The sequence below is a fragment of the Enterobacter cloacae complex sp. P2B genome, assembly GCF_014895985.1.
In the GTDB taxonomy this organism is placed as follows: domain Bacteria; phylum Pseudomonadota; class Gammaproteobacteria; order Enterobacterales; family Enterobacteriaceae; genus Enterobacter; species Enterobacter bugandensis.
This window is the reverse complement of record NZ_JADBQQ010000020.1, coordinates 1-20,684: the sequence shown is the minus strand read 5'-3', so window position 1 is coordinate 20,684 and position 20,684 is coordinate 1. Positions and strand designations below refer to the sequence as shown.

The window sequence follows — 20,684 nt, the reverse complement described above, 5'->3', positions numbered from 1 at the left end:
AAAACAGCCTGATGGTTAGGATTTTTTTGACGCCAGTGCGGATAATTCATTTCGCAACTCAGCGCTAAGCGACTGGTCAAGAACGATTTTTTCCAGCTCTTTTCGGAAAGTCTGGTTGTCCAAAAGGTTGGCTTTCAAATCACGGAGCAAGTTGCGCATCGCCAGCATCGCCTTCAGTTGCGGTATCTGAGCTGCCACCTGCTCTGGCGTGAAATCTTTCATGCTCTGGAAAGTCAGCTGAATGTTGTCCTCACCGCCATCATCAGCCAGCGTATTTTTAACGGTCAGATTAACTTTTGGGGAATATTCGGAAAGAACGCTATCAAAATTGTTCTTCGTGATATTAACCTTTTCGCGCTCAAATATTGGCGCTGTGTCCTGCCCATTACTAAAATCACCCGCAACAAGCAATTTCAATGGTAATTCCATTTTCTTGCTTGCTCCGCCAGTATGCAGGTCAAGCTTTAGGTTAATACGTGCCTTAGGCACTTCATTCTGAAAACTGTCAGCCATCTCATCATCCCTCTTTGGTTTTGCTATGCCAACTTCACGGTATCGCGTTGATGCGCAATCATAGAATAATGATCGACAGAAAATCAAATACGCAGATCATTAACCCGCAATGAGAAATTTCTTAAGAATTTTCCGCTAAACCATTATTGTGTAATGCCCTGCCAAGCCAGAAAAAGAAACTACTCTTTACGAGCAAACCAAATATTTATGTCGTTAAAAGGATCGCAGCCAGTGAGATACTTATAAAAACAACTTATTTTGATTTGCATCACGACACTTTGTCAAAAAAGCATGAATTAACTGAAAGAAGCTATTGAGGGACGCAAAAAAGAAGAGACGAAAGAAGTATGAAAAGTGAATATTTTATTGATGGCATGAATAATATATAAGATTTTTCCTTATGAAAATTCTTATTTATTATATGTAGTAAAAAATTCATTTTCGGATACTTAAGGAGTCGTCAATCATTAATACCGTGCTTGTTCGTGAATTGACTTTATCCTTGCGCAGAGGCTTCTGCTCGCCGCGCAAGAAGGAGGGGTGCTCTCAATGCGGCTGTTTATAAAATCTGTAAAATCAAACACCTCCTGAATCGTCGCTTTTTTAATCAAAAACGAGTCATAGCACATAACGTATAACGGTGCTACATTACGCCGCCCACCCAAATCAGCAGTGGCCAGGTAACGCCGTAAAGTTCGGTAAAGCCTGCAACCATCACCTTGAAGAACGGTCTTATCGGCACGTCGTATCGCACACGCTGCGCTACCTTTACAGGCTTCACATAGGTTTCTCTATTTTGTCTCAATCCAAATTTCAACGCGCGTTTTTACACCCGCGTTACTGGTTTACATGGTTTGGTCTTGGCGTTCTCTGGCTGCTGGTACAGCTCCCCTACCCTGTGCTGCGTATGCTGGGGTCGAAACTGGGCAGCGCATCCCGCTATTTCCTGAAGCGTCGCGAATCTATCGCGCGTAAAAACATCGAGCTTTGCTTTCCTCAGTACAATGCTGAAGAGCGCGAAAAACTGATCTCTGAAAACTTTAAATCCATCGGCATGGCGCTGCTTGAAACCGGCATGGCCTGGTTCTGGCCGGATGAACGCGTCCGCAAGTGGTTTGATGTAGAAGGACTGGACAACCTTAAACGCGCTCAGCTGCAAAAACGCGGCGTGATGGTTGTTGGCGTGCACTTTATGTCGCTGGAGCTGGGCGGGCGCGTGATGGGCCTTTGTCAGCCGATGATGGCGACCTACAGACCGCACAACAGTGCACTGATGGAGTGGGTTCAGACGCGAGGCCGCATGCGCTCCAATAAAGCGATGATCAGCCGTAACAACCTGCGCGGTATGGTCGGTGCCCTGAAGAAAGGTGAGGCCGTCTGGTTTGCTCCTGACCAGGATTACGGACGCAAAGGCAGCAGCTTTGCCCCCTTCTTTGCCGTGAAGGATGTAGCGACGACCAACGGGACTTTCGTCATTTCGCGTTTGTCAGGTGCCTCCATGCTGACCGTGACGATGGTGAGAAAAGCGGATAAGTCAGGCTACCGTCTGCACATCTCTCCGGAAATGGCTAACTATCCGGAAAACGAGTGTGAAGCGGCAGCGTTTATCAATAAGGTCATCGAAACTGAAATCATGCGCGCACCGGAGCAATATCTCTGGATGCATCGCCGTTTCAAAACGCGTCCTCTTGGTGAAGCCTCCCTCTATATTTAAGCCCTGCATGAAGGTTAGTTTCGCTAAGAAACTAGCCTTTTCAACCACCTGTCATCTCACTGCAAAACCGTCTTTGATGGCGTCGCCCAAAGTGAATTTATTGCGCTGTGAAATCAAACTGTCGCCGTTCCACGACACTCGTAAGTGGCGGAAATTATTTAAAAAAATCCCTCTTGTCACCCCTCATTTTTAAGCGTACATTAGCGCCGTCTGGCACCAGGAAAGCACAGAATTCTGAGCGGGAATCATCGGCGTAACGGGAAAATTCTCATTTCTGTTTAGCCGGGATTTCAGTTCTCTATAATCAGTTGGACTCTGTTTTTAAATGCGTACCACAAGATACGCGGAGCGATGAAACGTGAAATATTTCTTTATGGGCATTTCGGTGATCGTTTTAGTCTGGGCCGGAACCTTTGCCCTGATGATCTAGTGAGAACATGCAGTCAAAAAAACAGGAGCCATTTGGCTCCTGTTTTTTTGTCATGAGGACACGGGGTTTTCAGCAACGCTCTTTGCTGAGAGCAGGCCATCGGCCCGGAACATACTCTTGATGCCCCTCACCGCCTGACGAATACGGTCGCTGTTTTCGATTAAAGCAAAGCGCACGTGGGTATCGCCATAATCACCAAAGCCGATACCCGGGGACACACACACCTTCGCGTCCTGCAGCAGCTTTTTAGCAAACTCCAGCGAACCCATCGCTGCGTACGGTTCCGGAATTTTCGCCCAGACGTACATGGACGCTTTCGGCATCTCCACCATCCAGCCAGCCTCATGTAACCCTTTTACGAGTACGTCGCGGCGACGTTTATACTGAGCAGCAATGTCGTGAACGCACTGCTGATCGCCCTCCAGAGCGGCAATAGCGGCAACCTGCAGCGGCGTGAAGGTACCGTAATCGTGGTAACTCTTGATGCGCGCCAGTGCACTTACCAGCGTTTTGTTACCCACCATAAAGCCAATACGCCAGCCCGCCATGTTGTAGCTTTTCGACAGGGTAAAGAACTCCACCGCCACGTCACGCGCCCCGGGAACCTGCATTATCGACGGGGCTTTCCAGCCGTCATAGACGATATCGGCGTAGGCTAAATCATGAACCACCAGCACGTCATAACGCTTGGCCAGAGCGACAACTTTCTCGAAGAAATCAAGCTCCACGCACTGGGCCGTTGGGTTCGACGGGAAACCGAGGATCATCATCTTGGGTTTCGGGTAGCTTTCGCGAATGGCACGTTCCAGTTCGTTAAAGAAATCGACGCCTTCCACCAGCGGAACAGAGCGAACCTGCGCCCCGGCAATCACCGCGCCGTAGATATGGATTGGGTAACTTGGATTGGGTACCAGCACCGTATCACCGTGATCCAGCGTGGCCAGCATCAGATGTGCCAGCCCTTCTTTCGAGCCGATGGTGACAATCGCCTCACTTTCAGGATCGATATCAACCTGATAACGATCCTGATACCAGCGCGAGATCGCGCGACGTAACCTGGGAATACCGCGCGAGGTTGAGTAGCCGTGCGTATCCGGACGCTGGGCAACCGTGCAGAGCTTTTCAACGATATGCGGTGGCGTTGGGCCGTCAGGGTTACCCATGCTGAAATCGATAATATCTTCGCCGCGCCGACGCGCAGCCATCTTCAGTTCAGCAGTGATATTGAAAACATAAGGGGGGAGACGATCGATACGCGTAAAACGGCGTTCAGGACTGAATTCAGCCATAGATTCCTCAGATTAACGTTAGCGCCCGGACCGTCCGAGCGACGCTGCCACCGATGTGGCGTGCTTAGAAAATAACCTGAAAAAAAACACCCTGTCGAGAGGGAAATGAAAAAAAAGCGCCCGCGTGAAAACCGGAACACTGCAATGCCTGAAAATGGAAACAGGGTTCTGATATTGGCTTTCCGTTAGCCGTTATTTAACACAATGATATCAAAACAGTTACCTGGTGATTTGGCGCTGAGAAAAAATCGGGTAGCATCAATCCTCACCTGACAATCCCCTTTGTAAACTATGGTTTTTCCTCATTTGATAAACCCGACGGATAGCTGGTCAATACGCCCCAGGTTTTTTATCATGGTTCTTTCCCGTTTGCCCAGGTCTGCTCCGTGCACGAGATATTCACTATGCTGCTGGCGGTTTTTGACCGTGCGGCATTAATGCTGATTTGCCTGTTCTTCCTGATTCGCATTCGCCTGTTTCGCGAGCTTTTGCATAAATCCGCACACTCGCCGAAAGAGCTGCTGGCGGTTACCGCCATCTTTTCCCTGTTCGCACTGTTCAGCACCTGGTCCGGGGTGCCGGTAGAGGGTTCGCTGGTTAACGTGCGCATTATCGCCGTCATGTCCGGCGGAATTTTGTTTGGCCCGTGGGTGGGTGTCATCACCGGCGTGATTGCCGGGACCCATCGCTACCTGATTGATATCGGTGGCGTAACGGCAGTGCCATGCTTTATCACCAGCATTATCGCCGGGGTGCTTTCCGGCTGGATCGGCCGCAAGATCCCCAAAAAACAGCGCTGGCGCGCCGGGATTGCTGCGGGCATGGTGTGCGAAACGCTGACCATGATCCTGGTCGTCGTCTGGGCCCCCACCACCGCGCTGGGGCTGGATATCGTCTCGAAAATCGGTATTCCCATGATCCTGGGCAGCGTCTGCATCGGTTTTATCGTGTTGCTGGTGCAGAGCGTTGAAGGGGAAAAAGAGGCCAGCGCCGCCCGTCAGGCCAAGCTGGCGCTGGATATTGCCAACAAAACGCTGCCGCTCTTTCGCCACGTTAACGCGGAGTCGCTGCGCCAGGTCTGCGAGATTATCCGCCACGACATTCACGCTGACGCCGTCGCCATCACCAATATCGACCACGTGCTGGCCTACGTAGGCGTCGGGGAGCACAACTATCGCGACAGTGATGACACCATTAGTCCGACCACCAGACAGGCGATTAACTACGGAAAAATCATCATTAAAAACAATGATGAAGCTCACCGAACGCCGGAAATTCACTCGATGCTGGTGATCCCGCTATGGGAAAAAGGCGTTGTGACGGGCACGCTGAAAATTTATTACTGCCACGCGCATCAGATCACCTCCACGCTGCAGGAGATGGCCATTGGCCTGTCGCAGATTATCTCTACTCAGCTTGAGGTCTCCCGGGCAGAACAGCTGCGTGAGATGGCAAATAAGGCAGAGCTGCGCGCGCTGCAGAGCAAAATTAATCCCCATTTCCTGTTTAACGCGCTCAACGCTATCTCCTCTTCCATTCGTTTGAATCCGGACACCGCGCGCCAGCTGATTTTTAACCTGTCGCGCTATCTGCGCTACAACATCGAACTGAAAGATGACGAGCAGATCGACATTAAAAAAGAGCTCTATCAGATCAAAGACTATATCGCGATTGAACAGGCGCGCTTTGGCGACAAGCTCACGGTGATTTACGATATAGATGAAGAGGTCAACTGCGTGATCCCGAGCCTGCTGATCCAGCCGCTGGTTGAAAACGCGATTGTTCACGGTATTCAGCCCTGTAAAGGCAAAGGTGTGGTCACCATCAGCATCACCGAAAGCGGCAACCGTGTGCGAATTGCGGTACGCGATACCGGCCACGGGATTGACCCAAAAGTCATTGAGCGCGTGGAGTCTAACGAGATGCCCGGGAATAAAATCGGGCTGCTGAACGTGCACCACAGAGTCAAGCTTCTCTACGGCGACGGGCTGCATATTCATCGTCTTGAACCAGGCACTGAAATCGCTTTTTACGTCCCGAATGAGCGCTCCCCTGTTCATGCGGCGACATCTTTATTACCTCAGGGTGAGTAATATGAAAGTCATCATCGTTGAAGATGAATTCCTGGCTCAACAGGAACTAACCTGGCTTATCAAAACCCACAGCCAGATGGAGATTGTGGGTACGTTTGATGATGGTCTGGACGTGCTGAAGTTTCTGCAGCATAACCGGGTTGACGCGATTTTTCTGGATATCAATATTCCCTCGCTGGACGGCGTACTGCTGGCGCAAAATATCAATCAGTTTGCCCATAAGCCGTTTATTGTGTTCGTTACCGCATGGAAAGAGCATGCCGTGGAAGCCTTCGAGCTGGAGGCATTTGACTATATTCTGAAGCCTTACCAGGAGTCGCGAATTGTCAGCATGCTGCAAAAGCTGGAGGCCGCATGGCAGCAACAGAGCGCTCCGGCTACCGCCAGCCCGACGATACGGGAAAACGACACCATTAATCTAGTCAAAGATGAGCGCATCATCGTGACCCCGGTCAAAGATATCTACTACGCCGAAGCGCACGAAAAGATGACGTTTGTCTATACGCGGCGGGAATCGTATGTCATGGCGATGAACATTACCGAATTCTGCAGCAAGCTTCCGGCAGCCCACTTTTTCCGCTGCCACCGTTCGTTTTGCGTCAATTTAAACAAGATCCGCGAGATCGAACCGTGGTTTAACAACACCTATATTTTGCGCCTTAAGGATTTGGATTTTCAGGTGCCGGTGAGCCGCAGCAAAGTGAAAGAGTTCCGCCAGCTGATGCACCTGTAACGTAAGAGCCCTCTCCCGCGGGAGAGGGTAATGATACATCAGAGAATTTGACCGAGAACCTGACGCAGATGGGCACCCGAACCCAGCAGGCCTGGGTTATCATGCACGATGAGATAAACGGGAATGTCCTGTACGTAGCTTCTGAAACGCCCTTTATCTTCAAACCCGCCGCGGAAACCGGAGGCTTTAAAGAAGTCGAGGAAGCGCGGCACGATCCCGCCCGCAATATAGACCCCGCCAAAGGTGCCCAGCGTTAGCGCCAGGTTGCCGCCGAACCGTCCCATAATAACGCAGAACAGCGAAAGAGCGCGACGGCAGTCGATGCAGCTGTCCGCCAGCGCGCGTTCAGTGACGTCTTTCGGCTGCAGGTTTTCCGGCAGACGACCGTCCGATTTCACAATCGCACGATACAGGTTCACCAGCCCCGGCCCTGACAGGACGCGCTCGGCGGAAACGTGGCCGATCTCCGCGCGTAACTCTTCGAGGATAATGCCCTCTTCTTCGCTGTTTGGCGCAAAGTCCACATGGCCGCCTTCACCCGGCAGGCTCACCCAGCGCTGAGCAACATGCACCAGGTGCGACACGCCCAGGCCGGTACCGGCGCCGTAAACCGCAATCGGCTTGCCTTCGACCGGTTCAGCGCCGCCAAACTGAATCAGGTGCTCCGGCTTCAGCATCGGGATCGCCATGGACACCGCGGTGAAGTCATTGATGATTTCCAGATGCGCAAAACCGAGATTCTTTTTCATCTCTGCGATGGAGAATGCCCAGGTATGGTTGGTCATTGCGACCCAGTCGCCGGTTATCGGGCAGGCAATGGCGATGCAGCCGTCTTCGACGCTCACCTGATGCTCTTCCAGATAGACGCGAACAACGGCCTCAAGGCTTGGGTAATCCAGCCCTGAGTAGGTCTTCGCCCGGGAAATTTCACCGCTACTTACATCGCATAATGCGAGACGCGCGTTCGTGCCGCCCACATCGCCTACCAAAGCATACTTTGTCATTCTTCTACTGCTCCGCTAAAGTCAGAATAAATCTTTCGGACACTGTAAATTCAAGGCGTGATAACAACAACGACCGGAAGGTGAATGCCCGTGGATTATCGATCTTCGTCACAGAATAACTTTACCGTTTCAGCACCTTTTGCACTATTGCCATAAGGCTTAATATGCAAAGTAACGTCATTGCATTTTGTACAAGGAAATCATCATGCTCCACCCGCGAGCCAGAACCATGCTGTTGCTGGCAATTCCGGCGCTGATCATTGGCGTGGCCTCAAGCCTGGTCCTTATCGTCGTGATGAAAATCGCGTCGGTGCTGCAAACTCTCTTATGGACAGCGCTTCCGGCAAAACTGGGGGTCACCGCGGATTCTTCGGCGTGGATCATCCTGATGCTGACGTTAACCGGTATTGCGGTGGGTCTGGCGATCCGTTTCAGTCCCGGCCACGCCGGACCGGACCCGGCGCTGGAACCTCTGATTGGCGCTCCGGTTCCCCCCTCTGCACTGCCGGGGCTGATCGTCGCGTTGATCGTGGGCCTGGCGGGCGGCGTCAGCCTGGGGCCCGAGCATCCGATTATGGCGGTGAATATTGGCCTGGCGGTGTTCCTCGGCGCACGCATTCTGCCTCGCGTCGGCGCGCTGGACTGGACCATCCTCGCCTCCGCAGGCACCATCGGGGCGCTTTTTGGCACGCCTGTCGCTGCTGCCCTGATCTTTTCTCAGACGTTGGCCAGTGATAACGACGTCCCACTCTGGGATAAGCTGTTCGCTCCACTGATGGCCGCGGCTGCCGGCGCGCTGACGACAAGCCTGTTTTTCCATCCCCATTTTTCCCTCTCTCTGCCGCACTACGGAGAGATGCGGATTGCAGATATATTCAGCGGCGCCATCGTCGTCGCGATCGCCATCGCGCTGGGCATGGTGGCGGTATGGTGTCTTCCGCGCCTGCACCGGCTGGTGCATAAACTCAAACATCCGGTATTGATTCTGGGAACAGGGGGGCTAATCCTGGGTGTTTTAGGGGCAATTGGCGGAACGGTGACCCTGTTCAAAGGTCTGGACGAGATGCAGCAGCTGGCCTTCAGCCAGGTGTTTAGCGTGTCCGATTACCTGTTGTTTGCCGTCATCAAGCTGGCGGCGCTTGTCGTTGCTGCAGCGTGCGGTTTCCGCGGCGGGCGTATCTTCCCGGCGGTGTTTGTCGGCGTGGCGCTGGGGCTGATGCTGCACGAGCATGTCGACGCGGTTCCGGCGGCGATTACCGTATCCTGCTCTATTCTGGGGCTGGTACTGGTGGTGACGCGCGATGCATGGCTGAGCCTGTTTATGGCGGCGGTGGTGGTGCCGGATTCGACGCTGTTCCCGCTGCTCTGCATCGTGATGTTGCCCGCCTGGCTCCTGCTGGCGGGCAAACCGATGATGATGGCCTGGCGAAACGACAAATAATCAGGCGCTATTGCGCGCTTCCAGCGCTTTGGTAATCGCTCCCAGCAGCGGCGGGATATCCGCTTTTGGCAGCATCACCTCAATTAGCGAGAGCCGCTCGTGGTGCGCCACTTTTTCCAGCACGTCCGCGAGCTGCTCCGCTTCACTGACTTGCCAGCACTGGGCCTGAGGATCGAGGCTCAGGGCCTGCGGGATTTGCGTCCAGTTCCATAGCGCAATGTCATTGTAACGCTGTTCAGGCCCGTGAATTGCCCTTTCAACCGTGTATCCTTCGTTGTTGAGCACCAGAATGATGGGATGTTGTTTATCACGCAACATTGACCCGAGCTCCTGAATGGTCAGCTGTGCCGCGCCATCCCCCGTCAGCACAATCACCCGCCGGTTCGGGCATGCCGTTTGCGCACCGAACGCCGCGGCCAGGGTGTAGCCGATCGAGCCCCACAGCGGCTGGACGATAAAATTCACGTCGGCAGGCAAACGCAGGTCAATCGCGCCGAAGGCCGAGGTGCCCTGATCGGCCAGGATGATGTCTCCCGGGCGAATAAACGTTTGCAGCGTTTGCCAGAAATTCTCCTGCGTAAGTGAGCCGTCCGGCTGAGGGAAATTCATCGCGCTGTGCGATGCCGGAACAGGCTTATCGTGAATATGCTGTTTGCACAGCTCCAGCAGCGCTTCAATGGCCTGGGCCATCGGGATGCCGGTAAACCAGATATCGCCGACGCGGGCGGCATGAGGCTGGACTTCTATCGTCTGTGCAGGCGTTAACTGATGGGTAAACCCGGCCGTCAGAGTATCGGTAAAACGCGTGCCGATGCACAGCACCGTATCCGCCCCCTCTATCGCCTCTTTTACCGGACCGGCACTGGCCGAACCGCTGTAGGTGCCGTAAAAACCGGCGTTACGTTCGTCGAATATGCCTTTGCCCATCAGCATCGTGGCATGCGCCATCGGCACATCCTTCACCCACTTCTGCAGCGCGTGCTTCAGCCCATGGCGCAGGACAAGAAAATCCGCTAACAGCGCGGTACGCTTACTCGCTGCCAGTTGACGCTCCGCAGCATCCCGGAACGCTTTCAGGCAGGCGCTATCGGCATGGGCATGCCGAAGCGTGAGAGCGTTTACAGGCGGCGTAGCGGCTTTTTTTGCCACATCGGCAGGTAACATCAAATAGCCGGGGCGACGTTCCCGGAGCATCGTCGTCAGTACCCGGTCGATTTCATAACAGGCGTTTTGTTCGGTCAGGATCGCCTGTGCAACGGTGATCGGCTCGCTCATATGGTAAAAATGACGGAACTCACCATCGCCCAGCGTATGGTGCAGCAGTTCCCCCCTTTGCTGAGACGCCATCCCCGGCGCACCAACAATATGCAGCACCGGAACGTGCTCGGCATAGCTGCCCGCAATGCCGTTCATGGCACTTAATTCGCCGACGCCAAACGTCGTCAGCAGCGCGGCGAAGCCCTTACAGCGGGCATATCCGTCAGCGGCATAAGAGGCGTTTAACTCGTTGGCACAGCCCACCCAGCAGATGTCCGGGCTGTCTATTACGTGGTCGAGAAACTGCAGGTTATAGTCGCCCGGCACGCCAAACAGATGATCGGCTCCACAATCTGTAAGACGGTCCAGCAGGTAATCGGCGACGCAGTACGGGGTACGCATAAACAGGTATCCTTCTGATGTTGACCTCACTTTGAGTATTAAATAAGCGTGATGGCTGTCCAGAATTGGCGATAAGAAGGCTATGGAAAGAATGCTTTACAAAAAATGCTGGGCTATGCTGCTTTTTTTCACGTTAATGTAAACGTATACACTGATTTTTCTCTTCAGCACGAGAGGTCATACAAATGGGTTATCAGCCGGACAAAAATCGTTATCAGACAATGGAGTATCGCCGCTGTGGGCGAAGCGGAATCAGGTTGCCCGCGGTCTCGCTGGGGCTGTGGCATAATTTTGGTGACGCTACGCTTATCGAAAATAGCCGTCAACTTTTACAGCGCGCGTTCGATCTGGGTATTACGCATTTCGACCTTGCCAATAACTATGGTCCCCCGCCGGGGTCTGCCGAGCGTAATTTCGGCCGTATTTTGCAGGAGGATTTCCTGCCCTGGCGCGACGAACTGATCGTCTCCACGAAAGCGGGATATACCATGTGGGACGGCCCTTACGGCGACTGGGGATCGCGCAAATATCTGCTGGCAAGCCTCGATCAAAGCCTGAAGCGCATGGGGCTGGAATATGTCGATATCTTCTATCATCACCGTCCTGACCCGGAAACGCCGCTGCAGGAAACCATGAAAGCGCTTGACCATCTTGTGCGCCAGGGCAAAACCCTGTATGTCGGGTTATCCAACTATCCTGCCGAGCTGGCGCGAAAAGCGATTGATATCCTGAATGACCTGGGCACGCCCTGCCTGATCCACCAGCCGAAATACTCGATGTTCGAACGTGCGCCGGAAGAGGGTTTGCTGGATGTTCTGCAGGAAAAAGGGGTCGGCTGTATTCCCTTCTCGCCGCTGGCAGGGGGACAGTTGACCAACCGGTATCTTAATGGTATTCCCGCCGATTCCCGTGCGGCAAGCGGCAGTCAATTCCTTAACCCTGAACAGATCACCGAAGAGAAGCTTGAGAAGGTGCGCCAGCTAAACGCCCTGGCAGAAAGCCGCGGCCAGAAACTCTCGCAGATGGCGCTTGCCTGGGTGTTACGCCATGAGGAGGTCACGTCGGTGCTAATCGGGGCCAGCAAAACGGCTCAGATTGATGATGCCGTGGGTATGCTGGAAAACCGCCAGTTTACCGCAGAAGAACTTTCTCTAATTGACCAGATCCTGAGCAGTTCAAAATAAAACCACTTTTAGCAAAAAGTGCTCTTCCTCGGGAATTCGGAGTTGAGGCGATGAAACGAGCCTTTACCAACTCGTAATATTGCGTTAACAGGCCCCACGAAGGCCCCGATCGTGAAGGAGAAAGAGTATGTTCAGGTCACTGATTCTTGCAGCGGTATTACTGGCTTCAGCCCCGCTGGTCGCCACTGCTGGCGAAATCACCCTGTTGCCATCAGTAAAATTACAAATTGGCGATCGTGACGACTACGGCAGATACTGGGACGGTGGCTACTGGCGCGACCGTGATTACTGGCATCGTCACTATGAGTGGCGCGGCGATCGCTGGTGGAAACATGACAACGGCAGACACCGCGGCTGGTATAAAGACAACGCCTATGAGCGCGGTTACCGTGAAGGCTGGCGGGATCGTGACGACCGTCGCGGCTGGGGTCGCGGCAAAGGTCATGGTCACGGCCATCATCACTAATCCAAAAGGAGCCCCTGCGGCTCCTTTTTTGTTAAAGACCCAGCGCGGTTCCCACCAACAACCACAAGTTCAGCGCCACGACGACCACCACGATGGCCCACCCGGCCCGTTTCACCAGCGTCGTATTAACCAGTTCGCCCATCAGAGTTTTATTGCTGGTGAAAATCAGCAGCGGCACCAGCGCCAGCGCAATACCAAAGCTCAGCAGCACCTGGCTCATCACCAGAATTCGCGTTGGATCGAGCCCCATCAGAATCACGATAAACGACGGAAGCATGGTGATAAAACGACGCACCCACAATGGAATATGGAAGCGAACAAATCCCTGCATCACCACCTGCCCTGCCAGCGTCCCCACCACCGTGGAGGAGAGACCGGCTGCAACCAGGCTCAGACCAAATATCGTGGCAGCAGCATGACTCAGTAACGGCTCCAGCGTGAGGTAAGCCTGGTCGAGATCGGCGACACCAGTATGACCGTTAAAGTGGAAAGCGGCGGCTGCGGTGGCCATCATCGCCAGATTCACAAAACCCGCGATGGTCATGGCGATTGCCACATCCCATTTGGTTGCCGAGTAGCGTTCTTTACGCGTCCCGCCGTGCAGATGCTGGGTTAACGAGGAGTGCAAATAAATGACATGCGGCATAATGGTCGCCCCAAGTACCCCGGCGGCCAGGAAAACCGCTTCCGAGGTTGGCAGGCTTGGGATCACCATGCCTTTTGCGAGCTGCGCCAGATTCGGCTGTGAGAAAATCAGCTCGACGATGTACGCCGCAGCAACAAACAGCAGCAGGCCACCAATGACCTTCTCCAGCGGTTTTTGCCCCCGACGCTGTAACATCAGGATCAGGAATGTGGCAATCCCGGTCAGCACCGCTCCCTGTAACAGCGACACGCCCAGAATCAGCTTAAAGCCGATCGCTGCCCCGATAAATTCAGCGAGATCGGTTGCCATGGCGATAATTTCCGCCTGAACCCAGTAGAGCCACACCGCCGGACGAGGATAATGGTCGCGAATTTGCTCCGCCAGGTTTTTACCCGTGGCAATCCCCAGTTTTGCAGAGAGCATCTGAATCAGCATCGCCATCAGGTTTGCCCAGACGACCACCCACAGCAGCTTATAGCCGAAACTGGCCCCGGCCTGAATATTGGTCGCAAAATTACCCGGATCGATATAGCCGATGGCAGCAATAAAAGCAGGTCCCATTAATGCGAACCGCAACTTGCGCGCGGCTCTACCACTGCTACCCTCTACGCGACTGTTTGTCATTATCTGCCTCTGGAAATATAGCCTTTGCTATGTTTAATGCTATCAAAGTGATAATGATTATCAAGATCATTTAGAGAGTTTAAAATGATTTCTCTGATAGCTAAGAACAATAGATGGGCAGGTGGTGCGACATCACAGAATGTGAAAATGCGCGGTCATTTGTGAAGCGTAGCACACAAACTTAACTTTTCACTCATTTACCTAACATAACAAAAATGTATTGTGGATCACTAATTTTGAGACTCGTCACAGGATGTAACTATAGTGTGTCCCTGATCTCGTTTTCTTTTCGGTTGTTACATAGAATGTGCACGAAAATTAAACCTGCCTCATATTTGGAGCAAATATGGACCGCGTCCTTCATTTTGTCCTGGCACTTGTTGTCGTTACTGCACTCGCATTGCTGGTCAGCACAGACCGCAAAAAAATTCGTATTCGTTATGTTGTCCAGCTGCTGGTCATTGAAGTTTTACTTGCGTGGTTCTTCCTGAACTCCAACGTAGGCCTCGGCTTCGTGAAAGGCTTCTCCGAAATGTTCGAAAAACTGCTCGGATTTGCCAACGAAGGGACAAACTTTGTCTTCGGTAAAATGAACGACGAAGGTCTGGCATTCTTCTTCCTGAAGGTACTGTGCCCAATCGTCTTCATCTCCGCGCTGATCGGTATTCTGCAGCACATCCGCGTTCTGCCGTTCGTTATTCGTGGCATTGGTTTCCTGTTATCCAAAGTAAACGGCATGGGCAAGCTGGAATCTTTCAACGCCGTAAGTTCCCTGATCCTCGGTCAGTCTGAGAACTTCATCGCGTATAAAGATATCCTCGGCAAAATGTCCCGTAACCGCATGTACACCATGGCGGCAACCGCGATGTCTACCGTTTCCATGTCTATCGTGGGCGCGTACATGACCATGCTGGAGCCAAAATATGTGGTTGCAGCGCTGGTTCTGAATATGTTCAGCACCTTTATCGTTCTGTCGCTTATCAACCCGTATCGCGTTGACGCCAGCGAAGAGAACATCCAGATGTCTAACCTGCACGAAGGTCAGAGCTTCTTCGAAATGCTGGGTGAGTACATCCTGGCCGGTTTCAAAGTGGCGATTATCGTAGCCGCGATGCTGATCGGCTTTATCGCCCTGATCTCCGCACTGAACGCCCTGTTCGCCGCAGTGCTGGGCATCTCCTTCCAGGGCATCCTGGGCTACATCTTCTACCCTGTCGCATGGGTGATGGGTGTTCCGGCTCATGAAGCGCTGCAGGTGGGCAGTATCATGGCGACCAAACTGGTTTCTAACGAATTCGTTGCGATGATGGATCTGCAGAAAATCGCCAGCACGCTCTCTCCACGTGCGGAAGGCATTCTGTCCGTATTCCTGGTCTCCTTCGCGAACTTCTCGTCCATCGGTATTATCGCCGGTGCGATTAAAGGCCTGAACGAAGAACAGGGTAACGTGGTTTCTCGCTTTGGCCTGAAACTGGTTTACGGCTCCACCCTGGTGAGCGTCCTGTCAGCTTCTATTGCTGCGCTGGTTCTGTAACGTTTACCGTAAAAAAAACCGGGAGACTTGCTCCCGGTTTTTTTATGCCCGCAATTCTTCCAGCGGTTTGGGTTTGCCTATCAGGTAGCCCTGGAGATAGTCCACGCCGAAGCGTAACAGCATCTCCCGCTGCGCTGGCGTCTCAACATATTCGGCCACCACGCACAGTGATTTCGTCTTCGCCAGATTACATATCGACTGGACGATCATTGCGTCCATATCATCAGTACAAATATCTTTCACGAAGCAGCCGTCAATTTTAATGATGTCTGCCTGCAGGCGTCTCAGACGCTCGTAGTTGGCGTAGCCGGTACCAAAATCATCGATGGCAATCCTGAAACCGTAATCCCGCAGCTGCTGAATATTGTGGATGCTGCAGCCGGAATTGGAGAAGGCCTGCTCTTCGGTGATCTCAATCACGACAGCCTGAGGCGCAACGCCGTACCGTTCAAAGAGCGCACAAATCTCAGTCGCCACCTCATTTTGCATCAGCGTAAGCGGCATCAGATTGACAGAGAAACGGGCGCCAGCCTGCGTCGCTGGGTGATCGCGCAGCCACAGCAGTAATTTTTCCATGACGCACATATCAAACCGGTGGCTGAGGTTGAATTGGGCAATCAGCGGAATAAAGCGGTCAGGGGTGATGATCTCGCCCTCGCTCTCCATACGCGCCAGAATTTCGTAGTACCCGCTACCGTCCGCCTTCTGGATCGGCTGCGCATACAAATGGAACTGCCCCGCCTCCAGGGCGTGCTTAATCCGCGCCAGCATCAGGACACGCTCCGTTGTTTGTCCTGATGCAGCTTCCAGGCTATTCGTCAGCGCAAGAACGTTGTGCGCTCCGCAGGATTGCTCGGCCAGCCAGCTCAGTTGCCCCAGCGTGTGGTGCAGTTTCTCACCGTTTTCGACCATTCCCCAGGACGCGCCAAATTCGATATCCAGCCCGGTATTGTTCCAGAAAATCTTACGGCTGTTCAGCCGATCAACCATATGCTGGAGGCGCTCGGCCGTTCCCTGCCCAAGCAATACCAGCACCAGCTCGCTTCCCGGCAGCTGGAAAAGCGTCTCATCTTTTTGCAACAGCGGCTGGAGAGAGGACGTGATCATTCGTTTGCAGTGCACCCGCATGAGAATGCCGTAATGGCGGCTTAAAAACTCCAGATTATCCATTCTCAGGCAACACACTTTGGCATCCGGGTGGTCGAGGAGAAAATCTTCCAGCGCACGAATGTTGGGTAATCCGGTCAGCGGATCGGTGAGCGCTCTGTCCTGCCAGCCCTGCTTCAACCATTCGCTTCGCTGATAGATACGCGACATATAAAGCAGGCAGATAGCAAAAGAGATCAGTACCGACAGGATAAAGGAGAGCGAATGGCCCGACTCCACTCCGTTTAGAAAGTTGTAGTTGTAGGTCAACAGCAGAAGCGCAGAGGTGGCCCACAGCAGAGAGATAAGCGCGTAGCTCAGACGGCTAATCGCTAACGTAAAGAGAATGAAAATAATCGGCATCAAATAGCCCGCAATAACAGGCGACTCAAAAGGCGCACATAAAATTGCGATGATGGCGATTAACAGCATCAGCCAGACGAATATATATAATGATTTCTTGTGTAAAAACACGGGCTTCACACTTCGCCGCCAGAACTTGATGGCATAACGAGGATTAATAATCATTCTTAAAGGATAATAGAACATCATGGTAAAAATCATCGCCGCGCATATCAGGCTTTGAATATCAACAACGTTATAAATTACCGTTCCTTCGCCGAAGAAAGTTGAGATTGTGACCGGAAAATCAAAGAAATAGCCAGCGAGATACATCGACATTTTAATGCCTATCGGCACCATAAAGCCGAGCCAAAATATGCGTAACCCAATGTGCCTGTTGGGCATACAGTAGCGCCAGCGCCGGCCCAGCAGAAGGCGCAGAACACCGCAGGCAGCGAATACGGAGAAAGTCTGACAGAACAGTAATACTGAATATTGTAGCGGTGCTAAATTAACGTTAAATATATTAGCAACCATAAAACTTATCAGAATAGGCAGAATACCGCGGCGCCCCAATAACAGCATAATCGCCAGCATAACGCTTAACGGGAGCCACGCTAAATAAACGTCGTGTTCATTAACAATTGCACGCGGGGAGAGATAACGGGAAACGGGAACCGCAATCAGACAGATCGCCAGAGCAATTATAAATATCTTTACATTATTATACGATTTTCTATTCATTAAGCTGGGGAGATTATTATCCATTCATATCATTGACCGCATGGATAATAGGTTTATTAATTACGCGAATCAAGTTGAAGTCTATTTATAGACTGATTTATTGATTTCGGTTGAGGTGGGATATGGAAAAAAACCATTTTGGCAACAAAATACGTTTAGGGGTGTTACAAAAACATAAAAAAAACCCTCGTCTTTTGACGAGGGTTTAAAATTTTGGTGGAGCTAAGCGGGATCGAACCGCTGACCTCTTGCATGCCATGCAAGCGCTCTCCCAGCTGAGCTATAGCCCCACATGTTACTTTACTAACCGCACTCTGTTGGGTTCAGAGTTTGGTGGAGCTAAGCGGGATCGAACCGCTGACCTCCTGCATGCCATGCAGGCGCTCTCCCAGCTGAGCTATAGCCCCATCGTAAAGCTGTCATGTTGACGGGCGGCATAATATGAATTCCGCCGCGGAGTGTCAACGGCAAAATCAATAGCCGCGGTTCAATCGCCGAAAAATCATGCAAATGAATCACTTTGCGAGCCTGCTCGCAGTCATGAGTTAAGCCTGTCACGTTTTCACGTAAAACGGTGCTATAAAATGAGCCGTTAATTAACCCCACGAATATTCAGGAAATTGCATGATCAAGGAACGAATGACGCCGGAAGAGTTAGCCCTGCTCACTGGCTATAGCCGACAGACCATCAATAAATGGGTACGCAAAGAGGGTTGGATAACGTCGCCTAAGCCCGGTGTCCAGGGGGGTAAAGCGCGTCTGGTGCATGTGAACGAAAAGGTGCGTGACTTTATCCGCAGCGCACGCCGGGCAACGGAAACATCCGCTGTGCCTGACGGCATCAGCACTGACGGTTCACTTCATACCCTACTCCTGACGCTGGCCAATGAAATGACGCCGGAAGAGCAGAAGCAGTTGACATCGCTGCTATTGCGGGAAGGGATTACCGGTTTGTTGCAACGTTTAGGGATTCGCGACCAGAATTAATATGAAAAGACTACGTAGCAAAATGACCACGGAAGAGCTGGCGGAGAATTTGGGTGTTGCCAGACAAACGGTAAATCGCTGGATACGGCAGCAGGGGTGGAAAACCGAAGGACTCAATGGCGTAAAAGGCGGTCGGGCGCGGCTCATTCACGTTGATGCACGCGTGAAGGAACATATTATGAGCCTCCCGGCTATCCGTAACCGCCAGGCGGTTTATCATCTGGCTGAGGTGGCCTCATCCTACAATGAACAGCCTTCACGTCTGCGTCCGGGCATTATCGAAACGCTGGAGAGTATGACTGAGCTTGAACAGCAGCGTCTGGATACCTTACTGAAGCGCGAAGGCATACGCGGTTTTCTTGCTCGTCTGGGTATTGCCGAATAAAAGGCAAAAAAAACGGCAGGATACCCTGCCGTTTTTCTTATAGATGGCTTAATTACTGCTGATTTTCACGTTCTGCAATAAAATCCAGCGCCTTGTTGATGCGCGCCACGCTGCGTGACTTGCCGATGGCATGGACAGTCACATCCAGAGCCGGAGACTGACCCGCGCCGGTCACCGCAACGCGCAGCGGCATACCGACTTTGCCCATGCCCACTTCCAGTTCGTCTGCGGTCGCCTGAATGGCGTGATGCACATTTTCAGCGGTCCACTCGGTGAGCGCAGCAAGCTTGTCACGCACCACTTCCAGCGGCTGACGCGCAACCGGGCGGAGGTGCTTCTTCGCGGCGTCAGCGTCGAACTCATCAAACTCTTCATAGAAGTAGCGGCAGCTTTCGGCAATTTCTTTCAGCGTTTTGCAGCGCTCGCCGAGCAGTTTTACCAGGTCCGCCAGCTCAGGGCCAGTGCGGGTATCAATGTTTGCCTGCTCAATGTGCCACTGCAGGTAAGTCGCCACATATTCCGGCGGCATGGTATTGATGTAGTGATGGTTGAGCCACAGCAGCTTGTCGGTGTTGAATGCGCTGGCAGATTTGCTCACAGAGCTCAGAGAGAACAGTTCGATCATCTCTTCGCGGCTGAAGATCTCCTGGTCGCCGTGAGCCCAGCCCAGACGCACCAGATAGTTCAGCAGCGCTTCCGGCAGATAGCCGTCGTCGCGATACTGCATGACGCTGACCGCACCGTGACGTTTAGACAGCTTTTTACCGTCGTCGCCGTTGATCATGGAGACGTGCGCATAGACCGGAACAGGTGCATTCAGCGCTTTCAGGATGTTGATCTGGCGTGGGGTATTGTTGATATGGTCTTCACCACGGATAACGTGGGTAATTTCCATATCCCAGTCATCAACCACGACGCAGAAGTTATAGGTTGGGGAACCGTCGGTACGGCGTATGATCAGATCGTCCAGCTCCTGGTTGCTGAATTCGATCGGGCCACGGATCTGGTCGTCGAAAATCACCGAGCCATCCTGCGGGTTAGCAAAACGCACCACGCATGGCTCATCAGCGGCATGCTCGCTGTGGTCGTGGCGGCAGCGGCCGTCATAACGCGGTTTTTCACCGTTCGCCATCTGCTCTTCACGCAGCGCATCCAGACGCTCTTTGGAGCAGTAGCACTTATACGCCGTGCCCGCGACCAGCATCTCATCAATAACAGCGTTATAGCGGTCAAAACGTTTGGTCTGGAAATACGGGCCTTCGTCCCACTGCAGGTTCAGCCAGTTCATACCATCCATAATGGCTTCAATTGCTTCCGGCGTGGAGCGCTCAAGATCGGTATCTTCTATACGCAGCACGAACTCACCTTGGTTGTGGCGTGCAAAAAGCCAGGAATAGAGAGCAGTACGAGCACCACCGACGTGCAGATAGCCTGTCGGGCTCGGCGCGAAGCGAGTTTTGATTTTCATGAAATGGCCTTACGTTATAAAGATGCCGGCAATCGGCAAATCCCGGGGAAAAAACGATGGGCAATATTCTATCACTGTGGGGGGATTCCTCAATGTCGATCCCTTTATCGTGGCGGAGTTTGCTGTTTTTGTTTAGAAATCATGCGCCACCGCCCGTTTTGCGATCGTTTTGTTTAATTTTACGACGAACGAATAAAAACTTTAGAAAATGCGTTGACTCATTTTCAACTCTCCCTATAATGCGACTCCACACAGCGGGGGTGATTAGCTCAGTTGGTAGAG

18 protein-coding genes and 2 tRNA genes are annotated in these 20,684 nt (G+C 52.6%); 10 read left to right on the top strand and 10 right to left on the bottom strand.

Annotated elements, in window-relative coordinates:
• Positions 1-15: 15 nt before the first annotated feature.
• Together tssB and IM313_RS17265 are read right to left on the bottom strand one after the other, a co-directional pair.
• The gene (gene tssB / locus IM313_RS17270; RefSeq protein ID WP_041908834.1) at positions 16-513 is read right to left on the bottom strand and encodes a type VI secretion system contractile sheath small subunit; all 498 of its coding nucleotides are present in this window, start codon (positions 511-513) and stop codon (positions 16-18) included.
• 643 nt (positions 514-1,156) lie between these two features.
• Positions 1,157-1,294: a hypothetical protein gene (locus IM313_RS17265; protein ID WP_162196518.1), complete on the bottom strand. Its 138-nt coding sequence runs from the start codon at positions 1,292-1,294 to the stop codon at positions 1,157-1,159.
• Between the two features lie 12 nt (positions 1,295-1,306).
• Between IM313_RS17265 and lpxP the strand changes: the two genes are divergently transcribed.
• Both lpxP and ypdK read left to right on the top strand, forming a co-directional pair.
• Positions 1,307-2,227, top strand: coding sequence for a kdo(2)-lipid IV(A) palmitoleoyltransferase (gene lpxP / locus IM313_RS17260; RefSeq protein WP_028013977.1), 921 nt, complete (start codon positions 1,307-1,309; stop codon positions 2,225-2,227).
• A 358-nt stretch (positions 2,228-2,585) separates the two neighbouring features.
• Positions 2,586-2,657, top strand: coding sequence for a membrane protein YpdK (ypdK, locus tag IM313_RS22795; RefSeq protein WP_099458937.1), 72 nt, complete (start codon positions 2,586-2,588; stop codon positions 2,655-2,657).
• A gap of 50 nt (positions 2,658-2,707) precedes the next feature.
• On the opposite strand, the gene alaC is transcribed toward ypdK, so the two are convergent.
• Positions 2,708-3,946 (bottom strand): alanine transaminase, encoded by a 1,239-nt coding sequence (gene alaC / locus IM313_RS17250; RefSeq protein ID WP_028013978.1) that lies wholly within the window; start codon positions 3,944-3,946, stop codon positions 2,708-2,710.
• Positions 3,947-4,332: 386 nt separating this feature from the next.
• Between alaC and IM313_RS17245 the strand changes: the two genes are divergently transcribed.
• Both IM313_RS17245 and IM313_RS17240 read left to right on the top strand, forming a co-directional pair.
• Positions 4,333-6,039 (top strand): sensor histidine kinase, encoded by a 1,707-nt coding sequence (locus tag IM313_RS17245; RefSeq protein WP_041908832.1) that lies wholly within the window; start codon positions 4,333-4,335, stop codon positions 6,037-6,039.
• A gap of 1 nt (position 6,040) precedes the next feature.
• Positions 6,041-6,772, top strand: coding sequence for a LytTR family DNA-binding domain-containing protein (locus IM313_RS17240; RefSeq protein WP_192971235.1), 732 nt, complete (start codon positions 6,041-6,043; stop codon positions 6,770-6,772).
• A 38-nt stretch (positions 6,773-6,810) separates the two neighbouring features.
• Here the strand turns inward: IM313_RS17240 and glk are convergent, their stop codons facing one another.
• A complete protein-coding gene (gene glk / locus IM313_RS17235; RefSeq protein WP_028013981.1) occupies positions 6,811-7,776 on the bottom strand; it encodes a glucokinase in 966 nt (321 codons plus the stop codon).
• Positions 7,777-7,981: 205 nt separating this feature from the next.
• Between glk and IM313_RS17230 the strand changes: the two genes are divergently transcribed.
• Complete coding sequence (locus IM313_RS17230) at positions 7,982-9,217, top strand: ion channel protein (protein ID WP_041908826.1); 1,236 nt, start codon at positions 7,982-7,984, stop codon at positions 9,215-9,217.
• Here the strand turns inward: IM313_RS17230 and ipdC are convergent, their stop codons facing one another.
• The gene (gene ipdC / locus IM313_RS17225; protein WP_028013983.1) at positions 9,218-10,876 is read right to left on the bottom strand and encodes an indolepyruvate decarboxylase; all 1,659 of its coding nucleotides are present in this window, start codon (positions 10,874-10,876) and stop codon (positions 9,218-9,220) included.
• 185 nt (positions 10,877-11,061) lie between these two features.
• Between ipdC and mgrA the strand changes: the two genes are divergently transcribed.
• The gene (gene mgrA, locus IM313_RS17220; protein ID WP_192971234.1) at positions 11,062-12,060 is read left to right on the top strand and encodes an L-glyceraldehyde 3-phosphate reductase; all 999 of its coding nucleotides are present in this window, start codon (positions 11,062-11,064) and stop codon (positions 12,058-12,060) included.
• Between the two features lie 127 nt (positions 12,061-12,187).
• Positions 12,188-12,526 (top strand): DUF2502 domain-containing protein, encoded by a 339-nt coding sequence (locus IM313_RS17215; RefSeq protein ID WP_041908820.1) that lies wholly within the window; start codon positions 12,188-12,190, stop codon positions 12,524-12,526.
• A 31-nt stretch (positions 12,527-12,557) separates the two neighbouring features.
• Here IM313_RS17215 and IM313_RS17210 read toward each other — a convergent pair whose 3' ends face one another.
• On the bottom strand, positions 12,558-13,796 hold the full coding sequence (locus tag IM313_RS17210) for an Nramp family divalent metal transporter (protein WP_192971233.1): 1,239 nt from the start codon (positions 13,794-13,796) through the stop codon (positions 12,558-12,560).
• A 346-nt stretch (positions 13,797-14,142) separates the two neighbouring features.
• On the opposite strand from IM313_RS17210, the gene IM313_RS17205 reads away from it, so the two are divergent.
• Positions 14,143-15,330, top strand: coding sequence for a NupC/NupG family nucleoside CNT transporter (locus IM313_RS17205; RefSeq protein WP_008501591.1), 1,188 nt, complete (start codon positions 14,143-14,145; stop codon positions 15,328-15,330).
• 42 nt (positions 15,331-15,372) lie between these two features.
• On the opposite strand, the gene IM313_RS17200 is transcribed toward IM313_RS17205, so the two are convergent.
• The 3 genes from IM313_RS17200 to IM313_RS17190 all read right to left on the bottom strand — a co-directional run bounded on the left by IM313_RS17200 (position 15,373) and on the right by IM313_RS17190 (position 17,969).
• Positions 15,373-17,562 (bottom strand): EAL domain-containing protein, encoded by a 2,190-nt coding sequence (locus tag IM313_RS17200; RefSeq protein ID WP_045631031.1) that lies wholly within the window; start codon positions 17,560-17,562, stop codon positions 15,373-15,375.
• Positions 17,563-17,776: 214 nt separating this feature from the next.
• A tRNA-Ala gene (locus IM313_RS17195) sits at positions 17,777-17,852 on the bottom strand.
• 41 nt (positions 17,853-17,893) lie between these two features.
• Positions 17,894-17,969, bottom strand: a tRNA-Ala gene (locus IM313_RS17190).
• Between the two features lie 217 nt (positions 17,970-18,186).
• On the opposite strand from IM313_RS17190, the gene IM313_RS17185 reads away from it, so the two are divergent.
• Positions 18,187-18,549: a YfeC-like transcriptional regulator gene (locus IM313_RS17185; RefSeq protein WP_047368054.1), complete on the top strand. Its 363-nt coding sequence runs from the start codon at positions 18,187-18,189 to the stop codon at positions 18,547-18,549.
• Between the two features lies 1 nt (position 18,550).
• Positions 18,551-18,934, top strand: coding sequence for a YfeC-like transcriptional regulator (locus IM313_RS17180; RefSeq protein WP_032644902.1), 384 nt, complete (start codon positions 18,551-18,553; stop codon positions 18,932-18,934).
• 52 nt (positions 18,935-18,986) lie between these two features.
• On the opposite strand, the gene gltX is transcribed toward IM313_RS17180, so the two are convergent.
• Positions 18,987-20,402 (bottom strand): glutamate--tRNA ligase, encoded by a 1,416-nt coding sequence (gene gltX, locus IM313_RS17175; protein ID WP_045631029.1) that lies wholly within the window; start codon positions 20,400-20,402, stop codon positions 18,987-18,989.
• Positions 20,403-20,684: the final 282 nt, after the last annotated feature.

Coding starts and splice junctions, on each gene's coding strand:
- tssB (WP_041908834.1), bottom strand. CDS start 513: ATGGCTGACAGTTTTCAGAATGAAGTGCCTAAGGCACGTATTAACCTA.
- alaC (WP_028013978.1), bottom strand. CDS start 3,946: ATGGCTGAATTCAGTCCTGAACGCCGTTTTACGCGTATCGATCGTCTC.
- IM313_RS17240 (WP_192971235.1), top strand. CDS start 6,041: ATGAAAGTCATCATCGTTGAAGATGAATTCCTGGCTCAACAGGAACTA.
- glk (WP_028013981.1), bottom strand. CDS start 7,776: ATGACAAAGTATGCTTTGGTAGGCGATGTGGGCGGCACGAACGCGCGT.
- IM313_RS17230 (WP_041908826.1), top strand. CDS start 7,982: ATGCTCCACCCGCGAGCCAGAACCATGCTGTTGCTGGCAATTCCGGCG.
- ipdC (WP_028013983.1), bottom strand. CDS start 10,876: ATGCGTACCCCGTACTGCGTCGCCGATTACCTGCTGGACCGTCTTACA.
- mgrA (WP_192971234.1), top strand. CDS start 11,062: ATGGGTTATCAGCCGGACAAAAATCGTTATCAGACAATGGAGTATCGC.
- IM313_RS17215 (WP_041908820.1), top strand. CDS start 12,188: ATGTTCAGGTCACTGATTCTTGCAGCGGTATTACTGGCTTCAGCCCCG.
- IM313_RS17210 (WP_192971233.1), bottom strand. CDS start 13,796: ATGACAAACAGTCGCGTAGAGGGTAGCAGTGGTAGAGCCGCGCGCAAG.
- IM313_RS17205 (WP_008501591.1), top strand. CDS start 14,143: ATGGACCGCGTCCTTCATTTTGTCCTGGCACTTGTTGTCGTTACTGCA.
- IM313_RS17200 (WP_045631031.1), bottom strand. CDS start 17,562: ATGAATAGAAAATCGTATAATAATGTAAAGATATTTATAATTGCTCTG.
- IM313_RS17185 (WP_047368054.1), top strand. CDS start 18,187: ATGATCAAGGAACGAATGACGCCGGAAGAGTTAGCCCTGCTCACTGGC.
- IM313_RS17180 (WP_032644902.1), top strand. CDS start 18,551: ATGAAAAGACTACGTAGCAAAATGACCACGGAAGAGCTGGCGGAGAAT.
- gltX (WP_045631029.1), bottom strand. CDS start 20,402: ATGAAAATCAAAACTCGCTTCGCGCCGAGCCCGACAGGCTATCTGCAC.